Source organism: Streptomyces sp. NPDC020875, assembly GCF_040641415.1.
Classification (GTDB): Bacteria; Actinomycetota; Actinomycetes; order Streptomycetales; family Streptomycetaceae; genus Streptomyces.
The window spans coordinates 1-15640 of sequence record NZ_JBFADP010000100.1 but is presented as its reverse complement, the minus strand read 5'-3'; the positions used below and the strand labels follow the sequence as shown (position 1 = coordinate 15640).

Genomic DNA, 15640 nt, shown 5'->3' with positions numbered 1-15640 from the left:
TTCGACGGTCGCGTACCACCCTCGGCGGGTGTCGCCCCGCGGGCTGAGACGGCCGCCCCGGCCCGGTCCGGCAGCGCCGGGGCCGGGGGCGGCCGTCGTCGTACGGCCGGAAAGGAGGGCCGGGCCGGGTGGTGCCGGTCCCGGCCGGTCAGCTCTCGTCGTCCCAGGGGTCGGTCAGGCCCAGCAGCTCCCGCAGATAGGCGATCCCGGCGAGGGCGTCGGGCTGGAGCCGGTCGGGGGCCGGGAGCAGCCGCAGGACGTCGGGGCCCAGCTCGGCCAGCAGCTCCGCCTCCTCCGGGGTCCTGGGCGGCAGTATCCGGCCCAGTACGTCGTCCAGTCGGCGCCGGGTCTCCTCGTCGAGCCAGGGCGCGTGCCGGGAGCAGAGCACGGCCAGAACACCGAGCCGGGCCGACGGCATCCGGTCGCCGGTGGAGCGGGCCGATCCGAGGAGTCCCAGGATCAGCCGGGTCAACCCCTTGCGATCGCAGTGGCCCGCCGACAGCAGGATCACATCCCGCCACTCGTCGCTGTGGGTGTGCCGGAGCACTTCGGCTAGCTGGTCGCTTTCGACGAACTCCCGCGCCGCGAGGAAGTCCCGGAAGGTGCGGTGGGAGAAGCCGAGGAAGCCGGGTGCCTCCTCCTGGAGCACTCCGCCGCTGATCAGGAGATGGTCGAGGATCTGTTCGGGGGTGCCCTGGTGGCGGACGGTCGGCATCCCGGCGAGCGCTTGGACGAGCTGGGCGACGGCGGCGTTCCGGGGGATCTCGGTCGAGCGGTTGCGGACCATCCAGACGGCCAGGAACTGGAGCAGGAGCCGACGTTCCTCGACGGTCAGCCTGATCTCCTCGGCCCGGTCGACGAGCCGGGCCTGATCCCGGCGGCCGAGCAGCATCGTCAGCGACTGGTCGTAGAGCTGCCAGCGGGTATCCGGTGCCAGCCCGTCGAACCGTCGGTGGAGGGCGCAGATCACGGCGCAGAGCAGAGGCGTCCGGGCGAGGTCCCGCAGGGTGCGGTCCCGTGCCAGCTGCTGGATCAGATCCTGCTCGGCCCCGGTCGAGCCGCTGCCGCTGCCGGTGTCGCCGCCGGGGCCGTCGTAGGAGCCGAGCCGGGCCGCGTCGTACCAGGCGGTGACGAATCCCTTGATGCCGCCGTCGTCCATCGGCACCAGCCGTACCCTGTCGAAACCGTTCCGGGCCAGCCACTCCGGCTCGACGGCGGTCGGCCGGGTGGTCGCCACGCAGCGGGTCTCCGGATACCGCTGGAGCAGGTCGGTGAGCCAGCTTCCGGCGGTGGCCCGGTCGGCCTTCGGGATCTCGTTGAATCCGTCGACCAGCAGCAGGGCGCGGCCGTCGGCGAGTACCCGCTCGGCCCAGCCGGGCGGCGGATCCCCGGTCTCCGGGCCGGTGATCTCGGGCAGCCGGTCCGGGGTCGGGAGCCGTTGGCCCCGGGCGTGCAGGGTGCGCAGTGGTACGAGGAAGGGCACCAGACCGGCGAGCGGGCCGAGGCCGGGGGTGAGGGCCCCGGCGGCGACAGCCCTGGCCAGCCACTGGACCAGGGTGGTCTTACCGGCGCCTGCTTCTCCGTGCAGCAGGATGCGGGGACGGACCGCCAGGAAGGTTTCGACCCGGCCGGTCGCCCGGTGGAGCGGGCGGTCGGCCCGCTCGGGGTCGTCGACCGCCGGCAGATCGACGAAGGCGGTGTCCAGGTCCCATTCGGCGCGACCGGGGCCGAGGGAGTCCAGGCTGTGGATCCGGGTGGTCCGGTAGCGGGCGGTGACCGCCTCGGCGTACTCCTCCTCGTACCGCGAGTCGTCGGACCGGGTGCCGGTGATCTGCTCCAGGTTCGAGATCCACGGGACCCAGACCCGGAGCCCGGCGTGGTCGGCGAGGCGCTGGAGGGGGAGGCAGTCGGCGCGGCGGTGGCCCAGATTGCCGCTGACCTCGCGGACGATGCCGAGCAGGGTGCCCCCGGCGAAGACGGGTGCGCCGGAGAGCCCGCCGAACGAGGAGCCGCCGCCGACCGCGACGAAGGTGGCGGAGTCGTCGAAGTCGAAGACGATGCCGTCGGTCCCGGTCGGCTCGGCGGGCGGCCGGATGGTCCCGTGGTACGGGACGAGGTCGATCCGGTCGCCGGGCCCGGTGGGCTGGAAGCCGAGTATCCGGCAGCCCCGGAGCGGCCGCTGGGTGGCGAGGGCGCTCAGCCGGGGCCGGAGGTCGAGCCGTCCGCCGGGGACGAGGAGTACGGCGGCGTCCAGCCGGTCGTCCGTCCAGATGACACGGACGGTGCCGTTGGAACCGGAGGAGGGCTCGGCCACGACGACGGTCTCCCGGCCGCCGACGACCCGGGCGCAGGTGAGGACGAGATCGGGCGAGATGAAGACCCCGGTGCCCTGGGTGCGGCCGTAGACCACCACCATCGTGGTGCCGAGCCCGGGTCTGGCGGAGATCATGGGGTGCCGGTGCCGGAAGCGCCGTCGTGGCCGGTGCCGTCGCGGCCGAAGTCGGCGGAGATGTCGAGGTCGTCATTGCCGACCAGCCAGGAGTCGTTGGTTCCGGCGCCGCGCGGGGTGAGGGTGACGGCGACCCGGTGCGTACGGCCGGTTCCGGTGGTCCGCTCGGCGCCCGCGTCCACCACCCAGGCTCTGACCCGGCCGCCGCCGGTGGTGTCGCGGCGGAGTTCGACGGTGAACTCCAGCTCGATGCCGTCGACTTCGAAGCGGACGGGGGAGCCGTTTGCGCGGGCCGCGGCGGTGACGAGCTGGGCGCGGACGGCGTCCACGGCGTCCGCGAGATCGATACCGGCGTCGATGCCGGAGCCGGGGCCTGGGGTGCCCGGGTCGGTGTGGGTCATGGGAACCGCCGTTCGGTCGAGGGGCGAGGGTGTACGGGCGCGGACGAGGCGCCCGGATCACGGGGTGGTGCTGAGCCGGGCGCCGAAGTGCTCGTGCCCCGTGAGGTCGAGCTGGTCCGTGTGGTCGGCGTAGACATTGACCCGCAGCTCGGGGTGGGACTCGTGGAACGGGCCGAGGTCGAGCCGGTAGGGCGAGATGTTGGGCGGGGTGGTGATCCGCAGCAGGGTCAGATCGGGGAAGGCCCGGGCGATCACCTCGGTGTCGGGCCCGGACGGCGGATAGAACAGCAGCAGGTCCGTGATGTGCATGGAGGGCGTGGCGGCGCTGTCCAGATCGATTCCGGAGTCCAGCCGGAGTCTGGTCAGCTCCGGGATCCGGTTGGCGGTGGCGGTCAGGGCGGAGAGCCGGGCCGGACAGCTGGCCATCAGGCTGGCGGGCCGCCAGGCGACGAGGGAGTCGTACGGCAGCTCCCCGTCGTCCACGATCTGCAGGGTGTGGACCTCGGGGCGCGGGCCGCGCAGGGCGAAGATCCGGGCGTCGATGGTGAGCGACATCAGGGAGCGGTCGGCGAGATGGCCCAGGCTGGTCAGGGCCGGGCAGCCGAGCAGGTCGAGATGGCGGATCGAGGGCCGTTCGGCGATCACCCGGAGATCGGTGAGGACCGAGTTCCCCTCGAAGAAGACGCTGAGCAGTCCGGTGTCGGGCAGGGCGGCGCGCAGGGCCCCGACCGGGTGGTTTCCGCGCAGGACGACGGAGACGACGCCGTTGAGGCTCTTGAGCAGGTTGAGGTGTTCGGGGGTGGGGACGGGCAGCCGGGTGTCGCGGAGGTCGATCCGGGCCAGGACCTCGCGGGCGTACTCCTCGGCGGGGAAGCTGCCCCAGGCGCGGGCGAGGGCGTCGCGGGTGTGCCGGTCGGGCAGGCCGGTGAACTCGCGGAGCAGGGGGATCGCGGCGGCCTCGCCGACCCGGGCGTGGACGCCGATCACGAGCTGGTCGGTGACCGGGTCGCCGGAGGGCCCCGGCAGCAGGGGGAGGACGTATTCGCCGAGCTCGGCCAGGAGGTGGGTCTCCTCGTCGGAGCGCGGCGGCATGATCCCCCGTACCGCCGTCTCGGCCCGGAGGCGGGCGTCCGCGTCGAGGAAGACGGCATTGGCGGCGCACTGGCCCGCGAGGATGCGGAGCGGGCGGGCCTGCGGTTCGGGGAGGGTGCCCGCCTTCTCGATGAGCCGGGTGACGAGCCGGCCGACGCGGCGGTCGAGATGGCCCACGGAGAGCAGGATGACATCGCGCCACAGTTCGTCCCCGGCGCGGCCGACGAGTTCGCCGACGCTGTCGGTCTCGGCGAGTTCCTTGGCTGCGAGATAGTCCTGGAACGTGCGGTGGATGAACTGGATGGTGTCGCCGGTGCGCTGCTGGAGCAGTCCGCTGCGGTTGACCAGATGGGCCAGGACCCGGTAGGCGCCGCCCTGCTCGCGTACCTGCGGCATGTAGCCGGTGGCCTTGTCGATCTGCTGGACGGCCTCCTCGGGGGTGAACTGGGTCTGGCCGCAGCGGACCAGCCAGACCGCGATGTGCTGGAGCAGCAGCTTGTGCTCGTCGACGCCGATGACCAGCCCCTCGGGGGCGTCGATACCGCGTTCCCGGTCGCGTTTGCCGAGCAGCATGTCGAGGGTGGCGCGGTACAGCTCCCAGCGGGTGTGCGGGAGCCGGCCGCGGCGTTTGCGGTGCAGGGCGCAGATCACGGCACAGAGCAGCGGGGTCCTGGCGAGGTCGCGCAGGACCCGGTTGCCGGTGAACTCGCGGGTGAGCCGTCGGCTGAGTTCGCCGAGGCGGCGCTGTTCGGCGGCGGCCCGGCCGTCCTCGCGGCCGTCGTACTCCAGCCTGGCCGCCCGGTGCCAGGCGGCGACGAAGGCGGAGATGTCCTCGTCGCTCATCGGCAGCAGCAGCAGATCGGTGAAGCCCTCGGCGGTGAGCCAGTCCTTCTCGACGGCGCCGGGGCGGACGGTGGCCAGGCAGCGGGTGTCGGGATAGCGGGCGAGCAGCCGGGTGAGCCAGCCGCGGGCCCGGTCGCGGTCGCCCTGGGGGAGTTCGTCGAGCCCGTCGACGAGGAGCAGGGCGCGGCCCGCCTCCAGGGTGCGTTCGGCCCAGCCGTCGGGGGCCCGGCCGACCGGCAGCTCGGCGGCGTGCCCGAGGCCGTCGGGGGCGGGGAAGCCGCTGCCGTGGGCCCGGACGCTGCGCATCGGGACGACGAACGGGATCAGTCCGTTCAGCTCGTCCAGCTCGGCGGGGAGGGTGTCGCAGGCGGCGTGGGCGGCGAGCCGCCAGACGAGGGTGGTCTTGCCCGCGCCCGCCTCGCCGCGGAGCAGGGTGCGGGGGTTGCGGCCGATGAGCTGTTCCACCCGGCGGCGGGATCCGGACACCGGGCCCGGCGACCGGTGGTCGAGCAGATCGCGCAGCCGCCGCTCGGCCTCCCGTGTCATGGCGATCGGACGGCCGTCGGTCGGCAGGCCCAGTTCGGTGATCCGCTGGTCGGGCAGGGTGTCCCGGAGTTCGTCCAGTAACTGCTGGGGCGTCCGGCGCAGCTCCTCGTCGAGCCCGGTGGCCTCCAGGCTGAGATAGGCGGTGTCCAGGTCCCAGCTGGACTCGCTGACGCCCAGCTCGTCGATCCCGAAGATCTCCGTCTTGCCGTACTGGGCCTTCACCGCGCCCGTGTACCGCTCCTCGAAGAGGGTGTCCGCCGGGTCGAAGCCGGACATGTTCTCCAGCCGGGGGTTGATCGGGAGGAGGTCGAAGGCCCAGTTCCGCAGGGCGTCGATGGGTACGGCCTCCAGTTGCTGGCCGGGGGCTCCGTTGACCCGGGCCACGATGCCGAGGAGTACGGGGCCCGCGAGGACGGGCGCCCCGGAGAGTCCGGCGAGCGGGGAGCGGCCGTCGTCCAGCGGGGGTCCCGGGGTGTGGTCGAGCCAGAGGGTGAGGGCGCCGCGGGCCTGGCCCGCGGCGGGTAAGACGGTGCCCGTGTACTGGCCGAAGTCCAGCTTGTTGCCGCTGTAGCGCTGGTGGCCGGGGAAGCCGGTGGTCTGGGCGCCGGGAAGGGGATCGTCCCTGGTCAGCCGGGCGATCCTGAGGCGGCCCAGGCGGTCGGCGGAGACGATGTCGTCCTCCGCGCGGAGCAGGGCGGCGTCCCGCCCGGGCCAGAGCTTCACCACGTCGCAGCGGAAGGCGCGGGAGCTGGTCAGATGGAGCACGCTGGGTGCCCCGTGCTGGCCGGTGAGGACATGTGCGCAGGTCAGCACGTATCTGGGGGTCAGAAGGACGCCGGTGCCCTGCTGGCCGCCGAGAACGGCGACCACGCGCATGGAAGGGCCGTTCCGCACGCTTTCCACCCCCGTTTACGCGCCCCGTTTCTGCTTCGACATTAGTGGCGCGGGCCACAATTGCGCCGCCGAATCCGTGACAAGGCGCACAGGCCGTTTTGGGCCTACTAGCCGGATTAGGAGCGGGGCCGGGAGGGGTGCGGTCGGGGCGGCCGGGGGTCGGAGCCGGTGCGGCGGCCGGGCGGGGGCCCTCGGGGGGCGCCGGAGCCGTTTCTGGGGTTCCGGGGTGGTTCGGAGGGCCCGGCCCACCGTACGTACCGGGGGTTAAACCCCATTTCGGAGCGGAAATCTCCGACTTTTCGATCATGTAAGGCAGTGATGACCAAAGGGTGTCAATGGGGTGAATCACTGCGTCGCCGCTACGACGGAATGTCGTAGTTGGGGGGTTTGAGGTGAAGTGCCGGGGTCGGTTACCAAGGGATGGCGACAACGCACCCCCGGCGCAATTCCGCGTCGGGTCAGTTTCTGTCCGGAGGCATTCTCATATGACGCGCGTCACCACTCGTTTCTCCCGCCCGGCGTTTCTCCGCACCCGGGCCGGCGTCCTCGCCGCAGGTCTCGGAGCCACCGCCGTGCTCGGAACGGGCGCCGCGTTCGCCGTAGAGGCCACCGGCTCCCCGTCCGCCGCTCCCGTGGAGGCCGCCCCGGCCAAGGCCCCGGCCGCCAAGCCGCTGGACGCCAAGGCCGCCGCCCCGGTCAAGACTGTCGAGGTGAAGGCCGCCGCCCCGAAGGCCGCGCCGAAGCCCGCCGCCGCGCCCAAGGCCGCCGCGCCGTCCTGGGTGAAGCCCGTCGGCTCGTACGCCCTGACCGCCACCTACGGCAAGGCCGGCAACATGTGGACCAGCAACCACTCCGGCCAGGACTTCGCCGTCCCGACCGGTACCCCCGTCGTCTCCATCGGCGCCGGTACCGTCGTGAAGGCCGGTCCGAACGGTGCCGGTGACGGCCCCGCGTACGGCAACGCCGTCGTGATCAAGCACAACAACGGCAAGTACTCGCAGTACGCCCACCTCTCCACGGTGAACGTCTCCGCGGGCCAGACCGTCAAGGCCGGCCAGCTGATCGCCAAGTCCGGCAACACCGGCAACTCCAGCGGTCCCCACCTGCACTTCGAGATCCGCACCACCCCGAACTACGGCACCGCCGTCGACCCGGTCTCCTTCCTGCGCTCCGTCGGCGTCACCATCTGACCCGACCGGGCCGTACGAACGCATGACCCGATGAACGGCATGGCCTGAAGAACCGCATGGCCTGAACGACCCGGACGACCTGAACGGTCCGACGGGCCGGGACCGGGCGGCCGGTACGTGATCGCGTACCGGCCGTGACGGTCACTCCCCGTGCGCCACGACCCCGAGAGCGGCGATCCGCCGCCTCGGGGTCGTGGCGTTCGGCCGTGCCGTTCGGCCGGTCGTGGTGTCGGCTGTGGTGTCCGGCGGGTCCGTGGCGCCGGGCGGGTTTCCGGCGGGGTCAGGGGCCGAGCGACCGCAGCTCGTCCTCGGCGAGCATCGGGAAGCTGCCCGTATTGGTGGGCGCGTGCTCCGGCAGCCACAGCACGGCGATCGCACCGCCCGCCTCCACACCGTCACCGGGCCCCGCCGGAGGCTTCGCGGTGTCCCGGCCCGTGGCCCGCACCGGGTCCGTGCCCGCGCCCGCAGCCTTCGCCGGGTCCGTGGCCACCGAGCCCGCCGGGCCCGCCGGGCTCGCGCCGGGCCCCGCGTTGCGGAACGTCAGCCGCGCGCCCAGCACCCTGGCCTGCCCCGCCGCGATGGTCAGCCCGAGGCCGTGCCCGCTGCCCGCCCGGTCGCTCGCCCCGGTACGGAACCGGCTCGGCCCGTCCCGCAGCAGCGCCTCGGGGAACCCGGGCCCGTGGTCCCGGACCCGTACGACCCGCCCCTCGACCGTGATCTCGACCGGCGCGGCCCCGTACTTCGCGGCGTTCGACAGCAGATTCAGCAGGATGCGCTCCAGCCGCCGGGGATCGGTCGCCACCCAGGACTCATGGACGACCTGGACCCGTACGCCCGGATTGAGCTTGCCGATCCGGCGGGTGACGAACTCACCGAGCGCGATGTCCTGCAACTCGGCCCGCTCCGACGCGCCGTCCAGCCGGGCCACCTCCAGTACGTCCTCGACCAGGGTCCGCATGGCCTGCGCCCGGTCCCGGACCAGCTCGGACGGGCGTCCCGGCGGCAGCAGCTCGGCCGCCGTCAGCAGCCCGGTCACCGGCGTCCGCAGCTCGTGCGCGATATCGGCGGTCACCCGGCGCTCGGCGTCGATCCGCTCCTGGAGGGCGTCGGTGAGGGCGTCCACGGCATGCGCCAGATCGTCGGTCTCGTCCTGGACGTAACCGCCGATCGCGTCCCGGACCCGGACCTCCGTATGCCCCGCCGCCACCGTCCCGGCCGCCGCCGCCGCCTTCCGCAGCCGGCGCGAGATCTGCCCGCCGATCAGCACCCCGAGCGCGCAGCCGCCGACGACGACCGAGACCGAGCCGATGATCAGGGCCCGGTTGAGGTCGCTGAGGATGGCGGCGTTACGGCCGGTGAAGTGGATCCGCGCCGACAGCACATTGCCGTCCACGGTCGGCACGGCAGCCCAGATCTCCGGCGGGCCGTCGCCGGAGTCGACCACATAGGTGCCCTTCCGGTTCTGGGCGACGAGCTTCCGCAGTTCGCGCGGGAGCTGGGGGTCGTTCAGCTTCGCCCCGTAACGGCTCTCCTTCGACTTGTGCGGTTCGTACGCCCGCAGGGCCAGCTGGACCCGGTCCATCTGGACGTCGCGGGTGTTGTCGAGCATGGAGACCCTGGCCGCGTTGTGCACGACCAGGCTGAGGGCCACCGCGATCAGGGCGCTCACGGCGGCGATCGCGATACTGATCTTCCACCGGATGCCGGTACGGATCACCGCGCGCCGGGTCCGCCGGGGCCGTACGCACGCCGTTCCCGCGGCCCGGCGGCCGGGCGTGATCCGCCGGAAGAGGGCGCGCAGCCGCCCCGCGCACCCACCGGAGCCCTTGCCGGCACCGGCGCCGTCGGTCCCGGAGGCCGTACGGGCAGCCGGTACGGAACGGGACCCCGGACGAGGACCGGAAGGCGAAACGGAACGAGAAGCGGAATCAGAAGAGGAAGCAGTATCGGAAGCGGAAGCGGAAGCGGGCTCGGAGTCCGGTACGCCGGGTGCCGCCGTCGCGCACTCCTTCGGTGAGCGCTTCATCCCTTGAGCTTGTAGCCGAAGCCGCGGACCGTCTCGATCCGGTCCTGGCCGATCTTCGTCCGCAGCCGCTGGACATGGACGTCCACGACCCGGGTGTCACCGCCCCAGCCGCCGTAGTCCCAGACCCGTTCCAGCAGCCGGTCCCGGGAGAGCACGGTGCCGGGCGCCGAGGAGAACTCCAGCAGCAGCCGCATCTCCGTCGGGGTCAGCCCCACCGGCACGCCGTCCTTGCGAACCTCCATCCCCTCCGTGTCGATCACCAGATCGCCGAAGGTCAGCACCGGGCTCTGGCCGCCCGTACCCTCGCCCGGTCCGCCGCCGTCACCGCCGCCCGCATGGCCGAACCGCCGCAGTACCGCCCGGATCCGGGCCACCAGCACCGCGCCGTCGAACGGCTTGGTGACATAGTCGTCGGCGCCCGCCTCCAGGCCGAGGACGACGTCGATGGAGTCCGCACGCGCCGAGAGCATGATCACCGGCACGGTCGACTCGTCCCGGATCCGGCGGCACAGGCTGACTCCGTCGAGCCCCGGCACCATCACATCGAGCAGGGCGATGTCCGGCCGGCTCGCCCGGAACGCCTCCAGGCCCAGCAGCCCGTCGGGCATCGCGGTGACGACGAAGCCCTGACGTTCGAGGGCCAGCTGGGTGGCCTCCCGGATGACGTCGTCGTCCTCGACGAACAGGACATGGGTCTCGGCCATCGGACTCTCAGCTCTCTCGGCGCGCGCCCGTGCCGGGCGGTACGGCCGGGGCGGCGGGCAGGACGGGGGAAGGAACGGAGTGGAACCGGTCCACGGCGACGGCGGGCCCGCCGCCGGAGGCCGTACCGGAAGCGGAAGCACGATCGGAAGCGGAACCGGAGGTGCTTCCGGAGGCCGGTCCGGACGGGAAGTCGCCGGACCGGGCCGCTCCGGACACCCCGCCCCGGCTGCCACCGGGCTCCGCCTCCGGAAGCCACTGGGACCGGGGCTCGTCCTCGAAGGTCGGGGAGTACGCTTCCCCGTCCTCCGCGGGCAGACTGCGGTACTGCGTACGGGTCCAGTGCGTCTCGACGAACCGGCCGCCGCCGTCCGTACCGGCGGTCCAGCGGTACGTCAGCACCTCCTCGGCCGTCGTCGCGGTCGGGTCGTCCTTCTCGTAGATCTGCTGGGTGACGACGAGATCGCCCCGGTCGATCGCGGAGAAGACCGCGGGCTCCTCCCGGAGGAAGACGTTCCGGTAGCCGGAGCCTTCGAGCCGGTAGACGTACGTGGCGAGAGCGATGCTGTCGTCGCAGGTCGCCACGTTGATCACGACATCGGGCGCGGTACCGCCGGTGAGATGTCCGAAGGCCGTGTCGACCGGATACGGACCGCCCTCCACACACGGCTTCAGCGCCGCCTTGATCTCCGGGTCGACCTTGGCGTCCTTCCGCAGCAGCTTCAGCGGATCGGGCCGCTTGGCCCCCGCCGCCGCGCCCGGGGAGACCGGCCCCGGGGACGCGGTCGCCGGCGGAGTGGCGGAGCCGGTCGCCCGGCCCGCCTCACTCGCCGCCGGACCGTCGTCCCGCAGCCCGGTACCGCCCGTCGAACACCCCGCCGCGAACACGCCGAGGACGGCGAGCCCGGCCATCGCCGCTCCGCTCGCCGTCCACCTGCCGCCGTCGCGTCCGCCCGTCAGGCCGCGCACCGCTCCTGCCCCCGTCCGTCCTGCCGCTGTCGTCCCACCCGGTCCCGCGTCCGTACGGATCCGTGCGCCAGGTCCCCGCGGTCGGTCAGATCGCGGGCGGCCCGGGGCGCGGCGAGTCCGTCGGACCCACCGGGCCCGGCGACCCGGCCACCGCCGGAACGCACCGCCCGCAGGGCCCGCTCGCCGAGCTGAAGGTCCTCGCACTCCTGCGCCCGGCTCTCCAACTCCTGGCGGAGCCGGGCGAGCGCGCGGTGCAGAGTGCTTTTCACCGTACCGGTCGACATGCCGAGCGCGGCAGCCGTCTCCTCGGTACTCATCTGCTCCCAGTGCCGCAGCACCACGACACTGCGCTGCTTCGGCGCCAGCACCTTCAGCACGTCCATCAGCAGGGCCCGGTCGGCGCGCTGCTCGGAACCGTCGTCCACCGAGGCGTCCGGAAGCTGCTCCGTGGGCACCTCGTCCAGCTTGCGGGCCCGCCACCACTCCGTCCGGGTATTGATCATCACCCGGCGCAGATAGGCGTCGGCCAGCGACTTGTCGGCGATACCGTCCCAGCGGCCGTACGTCCGTACGAGGGCGGTCTGCAGCAGGTCCTGGGCGTCGACCGGGTCCGGCACCAGGCGGCGGGCGCTGCGCAGCAACGCCTCCTGCCGGGTACGTACGTACTCCTCGAAGCCGAGCACCTCGCCCTGTACCGTCATCCCGACCGCCTCCACCCCGTGTCCGTGAACCGAGCGCCACCGCGGATCCCGCCCCTGACGACCCGTGTCGCTCGGCGCTTCCCGTCCCTGCCGGTCCTTGTGAGACAGAAGTTACGGAGCGCTTGTCACGGCACTGTCGTGTACACCCGACGGCGGACGCACGGCCGTCCATCGGTTGTGTAACAGCGAATGTTTCGACGCGGGGCGGACGGGGAACGGAGGTCGACTCCTCTTGACGGAGGGGTCAATCCGGGGGGTGTCTGTCGGAGTTCGGGGTGAAATGCCCCGGGAGTGGGGCGGTACGAAGACCGTTACGGTCACCGGTGACCGTGCGCCGCTCGGTGACAGCTCCGGTGACAGGCTCGCGGACTGCTTCGGGACCGTGAGGTCGATGAAGCCGGCGTACCGGTGGACCGGCGGCGACGATCAGCCCGGCAGCCGGTACAGACCGTCGTCCAGCGGCTCGACCAGCCCGTCCGCGACCAGCCCGTCCAGCGCGCGGGCCCGCTGCACCGGCTCGTGCCAGACCGTGTCCAGCGCCGCCTGCGGCACCGGTTCACGGGACGCCCGCAACACCGCGAGCAGCTTGCCCCGCACCTGACGGTCCGTACCGGCATACGTCTGACCCCGCCGGGCCGCGCCCTGATGCGCGGGCTTCCCCGCGAGCCGCCAGGCGCACTGCGCGGCGATCGGACAGCGCCCGCAGTCCTCGCCGCGCGCCGTGCACACCAACGCGCCCAGCTCCATCGAGGCGGCGGCCCACTTGGCGGCGGTCTCGTCGTCGTCCGGCAGCAGAGCCCTGGCCAGCTTCCGCTCGGCCGCGGTCGTCGCCGTCGGCGGATACTGGATCCCGGTCGACGCCCGGGCGAAGACCCGGCGCACATTGGTGTCCAGCACCGCGTGCCGCTGGCCGTACGCGAACGACGCCACGGCCGCGGCCGTGTACTCGCCGATCCCCGGCAGCGCCAGCAGCTGGGCGTGATCGCTCGGAACATCGCCGCCGTGCCGCTCCGCTATCGCCTGCGCGGCCCCGTGCAGCCGCAACGCGCGGCGCGGATAGCCGAGCCGGCCCCAGGCGCGGACCGCCTCGCCCGAAGGCTCGGCGGCGAGATCGGCGGGCCGGGGCCAGCGGGCCAGCCACTGCTCGTAGACCGGCAGTACCCGGTTGACGGGCGTCTGCTGCAGCATGAACTCGGAGACCATCACACCCCACGCACCCGCCTCGGGGCGGCGCCAGGGCAGATCGCGGGCGTGGTCGTCGAACCACGAGATCACCGGGCTGTGGAGGGACGCGGCATCGGATGCGGAGGGCTCGCCGGCGATCCCGGCGGCGGGGGCGGGGGCAGTCGTCGTGTCAGTCATGGCCCGTCGATCCTGACACGTCCACGAGGACGCCCACCGCAGCCGCCCCGGGCCGTCGGCCAAGCGGTGAAGCCGGTCCGGCCGTGTGGCGCAGTCCCTTGCCCCACTTGGTCCACGCGTCCCGCCTCCGGCGCCTTGGCCCTCTGGGTGCCGCCCCACTACCCGGGCCGCGCCCGGTGACCTTGGCTTTGTTCGCGGTCTGCGGCCTGTCTGTGGCTGGTCGCGCCGTTCCTCCCCCTATGCCTTCGGCGATGGGGGGACCCCCAGCGCCTTGGCCCTCCGGCTGAGGCCAACTACCCGGGTCCCACCCGGCGACCTGATGTTGTTCGCGGTCCGCACCACCGTCGTGGCTTGTCGCGCAGTTCCCCGCGCCCCTGGTTGCCCTCCTCATCGCCCTCGGAAAGAGACCGGCCTCTCCTCATCAGAGGCAGGGCCCCTTTTCAGGGCCGACGCTCGGGAGAGCATTTAGGGGCGCGGGGAACTGCGCGACCAGCCACAGACGGCCGTCAGACCGCGAACAACAGCAGGTGGCCGGGCGCTCCCGGGAGAGCCGAGACGCTAGGCGCGGTGGGCGCCCGGGCCCGGGCCCGCGAGCCAGGTGAAGACCCCCGGCGTACCGGCCCGTACCGACGTCGCCAACCGCGTCACCGCCCCCGCCGCCCCCAGCGTCACGACCGCCGCGACCACCGCGCCCAGGACCAGCCCGACCGCGACGTCGTGCGGGTAGTGGACCCCGACGAAGACCCGGGAGAAGCCCATCAGCAGCGCCATCGGGACGACGAGCGCCGCGATCCGGGGCCAGGCCAGTACCAGCGCCACCGCCGCCGCGCCCGCTATGGACGCGTGATTGCTGGGGAACGACCAGTCCCCGGTCGGCGGGCACGCCACCAGCGACGTCGCCGCGTCCTCGACGGTCCGGCAGGGCCGCTCCTCGTCGAAGACGGTCTTCAGGGACTCGCTCACGACATAGCCCGCGGCCGTCGCGACCGGTGCCAGTACGGCGACGGCGAGGGCCCGCGCGTCCGCGACCCGCGCCCGCCACCAGGCGACCACGAAGAGCGCCCCGAACAGCAGTAGCCCCGCCTCCGTCCACAACTCGGCGAGGTGCTGGAGCCAGCCGGGGGAGTCCTCGGCGAGATCGGTGATGTCGCGGTACAGACCGCGGGTGAGGGAACTGTCCATACGGGCGAACGTATCGAGCCCGCCCGCCCGGGCCCTCAGGCGATCGGCATCGGCCACCCCCGACGAAAGTAGGGGGTCCCCACCGGGTCCGTCGTCCTCCGAGACGCCGCTCCGAGGGCGCTCCGGCCCGATTCCGGGATGATGATCCGTAGAACTTCGGACGAGTGCGGCGGGTGGGACGGGAGTTGGGCCCGTCCTCTCGTAGAGTTGCCCCGTGGGATCTCTGCGCAATCCGATCGGGCCGCTTCCCTCCTCCATCTACTGGCGACGGAGGGCGGTGGCGCTGGCGCTGGCCGTGCTCGCCCTGCTGGTCGTCGTCTGGATGCTGACGTCGGGCGGGGGAGACGACGACAAGACCGACGGGGCCAACAAGAGTTCCCCGCCCGCGTCTTCGATCACCCCCGGGCCCAAGCCGTCGGGTCCGGCGATCAGCCAGCAGCCCGGCGGGCGGGACGAAACCGGCGACGGGGACTCCACCGGCGGCGACACCACCGGCGGCCCCTCGGAAGGCGCGGACGGCTCCGGCGGAACCGGCACGGACGACGGCGGTACGAGTCAGGGCACCGGCGGCTCGGGCGGCGCGGGCGGCTCCGGCGGTTCGGAAGGCCGCCCCGTGGCCGTCGGCTCCAATCTGCCGAACTGCTCCACGGACACCCTCAAGTTGAGCCTGGAGCCCACCAAACTGACCTATCCGCTCGGCGAGAAGCCCGGCTTCCGACTGAAGGCCGTCAACTCTTCGAGCGGCGACTGCAAGGTCGACCTGGGCCGGTCCTCGGCCGTGCTGACGGTCACGGACTCCGACGACGAGCGGATCTGGTCGTCCAACGACTGCCCGCGCGACCTGGCCAGCCTCCTGCTCAGGGTCCCGGCCAACACCACCATCACCCACACCTACGAGTGGGACCGCTCCCGCAGCACCGGCCACTGCTCCACCGCCGCCCCCGCCAAGGTCGGCGCCGGTACGTACCTGCTGGAGGCGAAGTTCCCCGGCGAGAACGTCAGCCCCGCGTCCTTCGTCCTCGCCAAGGACTGAATTTTTGTGGCTCGGTTCGCCTCCGGGGCGCCTCGCCTTGCCGTCGCGCGGGAGAGGGCGAGTGAGCCGAAGGGGCGCGCGGATTTCAGCAGGGAGAACGCGCGGAGATCGTGAGGAACGAGCGATCGAGCACGATCGACCGATGAAAACCGCTGAAGCGCCCCGGAGGCGAACCGAGCCACAGCCGGCTCCGCCTTCCACGTCGCCCGTATCTCCTCCGACGACGATCCCGCCCCCGAACCCGAAGCCC

11 protein-coding genes are annotated in these 15640 nt (G+C 72.8%); 2 read left to right on the top strand and 9 right to left on the bottom strand.

The window, feature by feature from the left end:
• Positions 1-148: 148 nt before the first annotated feature.
• The 3 genes from AB0G74_RS33325 to AB0G74_RS33315 are packed head-to-tail and all read right to left on the bottom strand — an operon-like array spanning position 149 to position 6207.
• Positions 149-2449 (bottom strand): NACHT domain-containing protein, encoded by a 2301-nt coding sequence (locus tag AB0G74_RS33325; RefSeq protein WP_361154175.1) that lies wholly within the window; start codon positions 2447-2449, stop codon positions 149-151.
• Positions 2446-2850: a trypco2 family protein gene (locus AB0G74_RS33320; RefSeq protein WP_361154174.1), complete on the bottom strand. Its 405-nt coding sequence runs from the start codon at positions 2848-2850 to the stop codon at positions 2446-2448. The genes AB0G74_RS33325 and AB0G74_RS33320 overlap by 4 nt, the downstream gene beginning before the upstream one ends.
• Before the next feature lie 57 nt (positions 2851-2907).
• Positions 2908-6207: an NACHT domain-containing protein gene (locus AB0G74_RS33315; protein WP_361154171.1), complete on the bottom strand. Its 3300-nt coding sequence runs from the start codon at positions 6205-6207 to the stop codon at positions 2908-2910.
• 503 nt (positions 6208-6710) lie between these two features.
• Between AB0G74_RS33315 and AB0G74_RS33310 the strand changes: the two genes are divergently transcribed.
• Positions 6711-7415, top strand: a complete 705-nt coding sequence (locus AB0G74_RS33310; protein WP_361154169.1) for a M23 family metallopeptidase — start codon at positions 6711-6713, stop codon at positions 7413-7415.
• Positions 7416-7695: 280 nt separating this feature from the next.
• On the opposite strand, the gene cseC is transcribed toward AB0G74_RS33310, so the two are convergent.
• The 6 genes from cseC to AB0G74_RS33280 form a co-directional block, all read right to left on the bottom strand.
• Entirely contained in the window at positions 7696-9132 is a 1437-nt protein-coding gene (gene cseC, locus AB0G74_RS33305) for a two-component system sensor histidine kinase CseC (protein WP_361154166.1), read from the bottom strand.
• A 305-nt stretch (positions 9133-9437) separates the two neighbouring features.
• Positions 9438-10145, bottom strand: coding sequence for a two-component system response regulator CseB (gene cseB / locus AB0G74_RS33300; RefSeq protein WP_361154163.1), 708 nt, complete (start codon positions 10143-10145; stop codon positions 9438-9440).
• A gap of 7 nt (positions 10146-10152) precedes the next feature.
• Positions 10153-11112 (bottom strand): hypothetical protein, encoded by a 960-nt coding sequence (locus tag AB0G74_RS33295; protein ID WP_361154162.1) that lies wholly within the window; start codon positions 11110-11112, stop codon positions 10153-10155.
• A complete protein-coding gene (locus tag AB0G74_RS33290) occupies positions 11100-11813 on the bottom strand; it encodes a SigE family RNA polymerase sigma factor (protein ID WP_361154159.1) in 714 nt (237 codons plus the stop codon). The genes AB0G74_RS33295 and AB0G74_RS33290 overlap by 13 nt, the downstream gene beginning before the upstream one ends.
• 426 nt (positions 11814-12239) lie before the next feature.
• A complete protein-coding gene (locus tag AB0G74_RS33285; protein WP_361154156.1) occupies positions 12240-13175 on the bottom strand; it encodes an A/G-specific adenine glycosylase in 936 nt (311 codons plus the stop codon).
• Between the two features lie 558 nt (positions 13176-13733).
• Positions 13734-14357, bottom strand: a complete 624-nt coding sequence (locus AB0G74_RS33280) for a phosphatase PAP2 family protein (protein WP_361154153.1) — start codon at positions 14355-14357, stop codon at positions 13734-13736.
• 214 nt (positions 14358-14571) lie between these two features.
• Here AB0G74_RS33280 and AB0G74_RS33275 point away from each other — a divergent pair, with 214 nt between their 5' ends.
• Positions 14572-15390 carry a hypothetical protein gene (locus tag AB0G74_RS33275; protein WP_361154151.1) on the top strand — a complete coding sequence of 273 codons (819 nt, stop codon included), beginning with the start codon at positions 14572-14574 and terminating at the stop codon, positions 15388-15390.
• Positions 15391-15640 lie beyond the last annotated feature (250 nt).

Coding starts and splice junctions, on each gene's coding strand:
- AB0G74_RS33285 (WP_361154156.1), bottom strand. CDS start 13,175: ATGACTGACACGACGACTGCCCCCGCCCCCGCCGCCGGGATCGCCGGC.
- AB0G74_RS33320 (WP_361154174.1), bottom strand. CDS start 2,850: ATGACCCACACCGACCCGGGCACCCCAGGCCCCGGCTCCGGCATCGAC.
- AB0G74_RS33290 (WP_361154159.1), bottom strand. CDS start 11,813: ATGACGGTACAGGGCGAGGTGCTCGGCTTCGAGGAGTACGTACGTACC.
- AB0G74_RS33325 (WP_361154175.1), bottom strand. CDS start 2,449: ATGATCTCCGCCAGACCCGGGCTCGGCACCACGATGGTGGTGGTCTAC.
- AB0G74_RS33315 (WP_361154171.1), bottom strand. CDS start 6,207: ATGCGCGTGGTCGCCGTTCTCGGCGGCCAGCAGGGCACCGGCGTCCTT.
- cseB (WP_361154163.1), bottom strand. CDS start 10,145: ATGGCCGAGACCCATGTCCTGTTCGTCGAGGACGACGACGTCATCCGG.
- AB0G74_RS33280 (WP_361154153.1), bottom strand. CDS start 14,357: ATGGACAGTTCCCTCACCCGCGGTCTGTACCGCGACATCACCGATCTC.
- AB0G74_RS33310 (WP_361154169.1), top strand. CDS start 6,711: ATGACGCGCGTCACCACTCGTTTCTCCCGCCCGGCGTTTCTCCGCACC.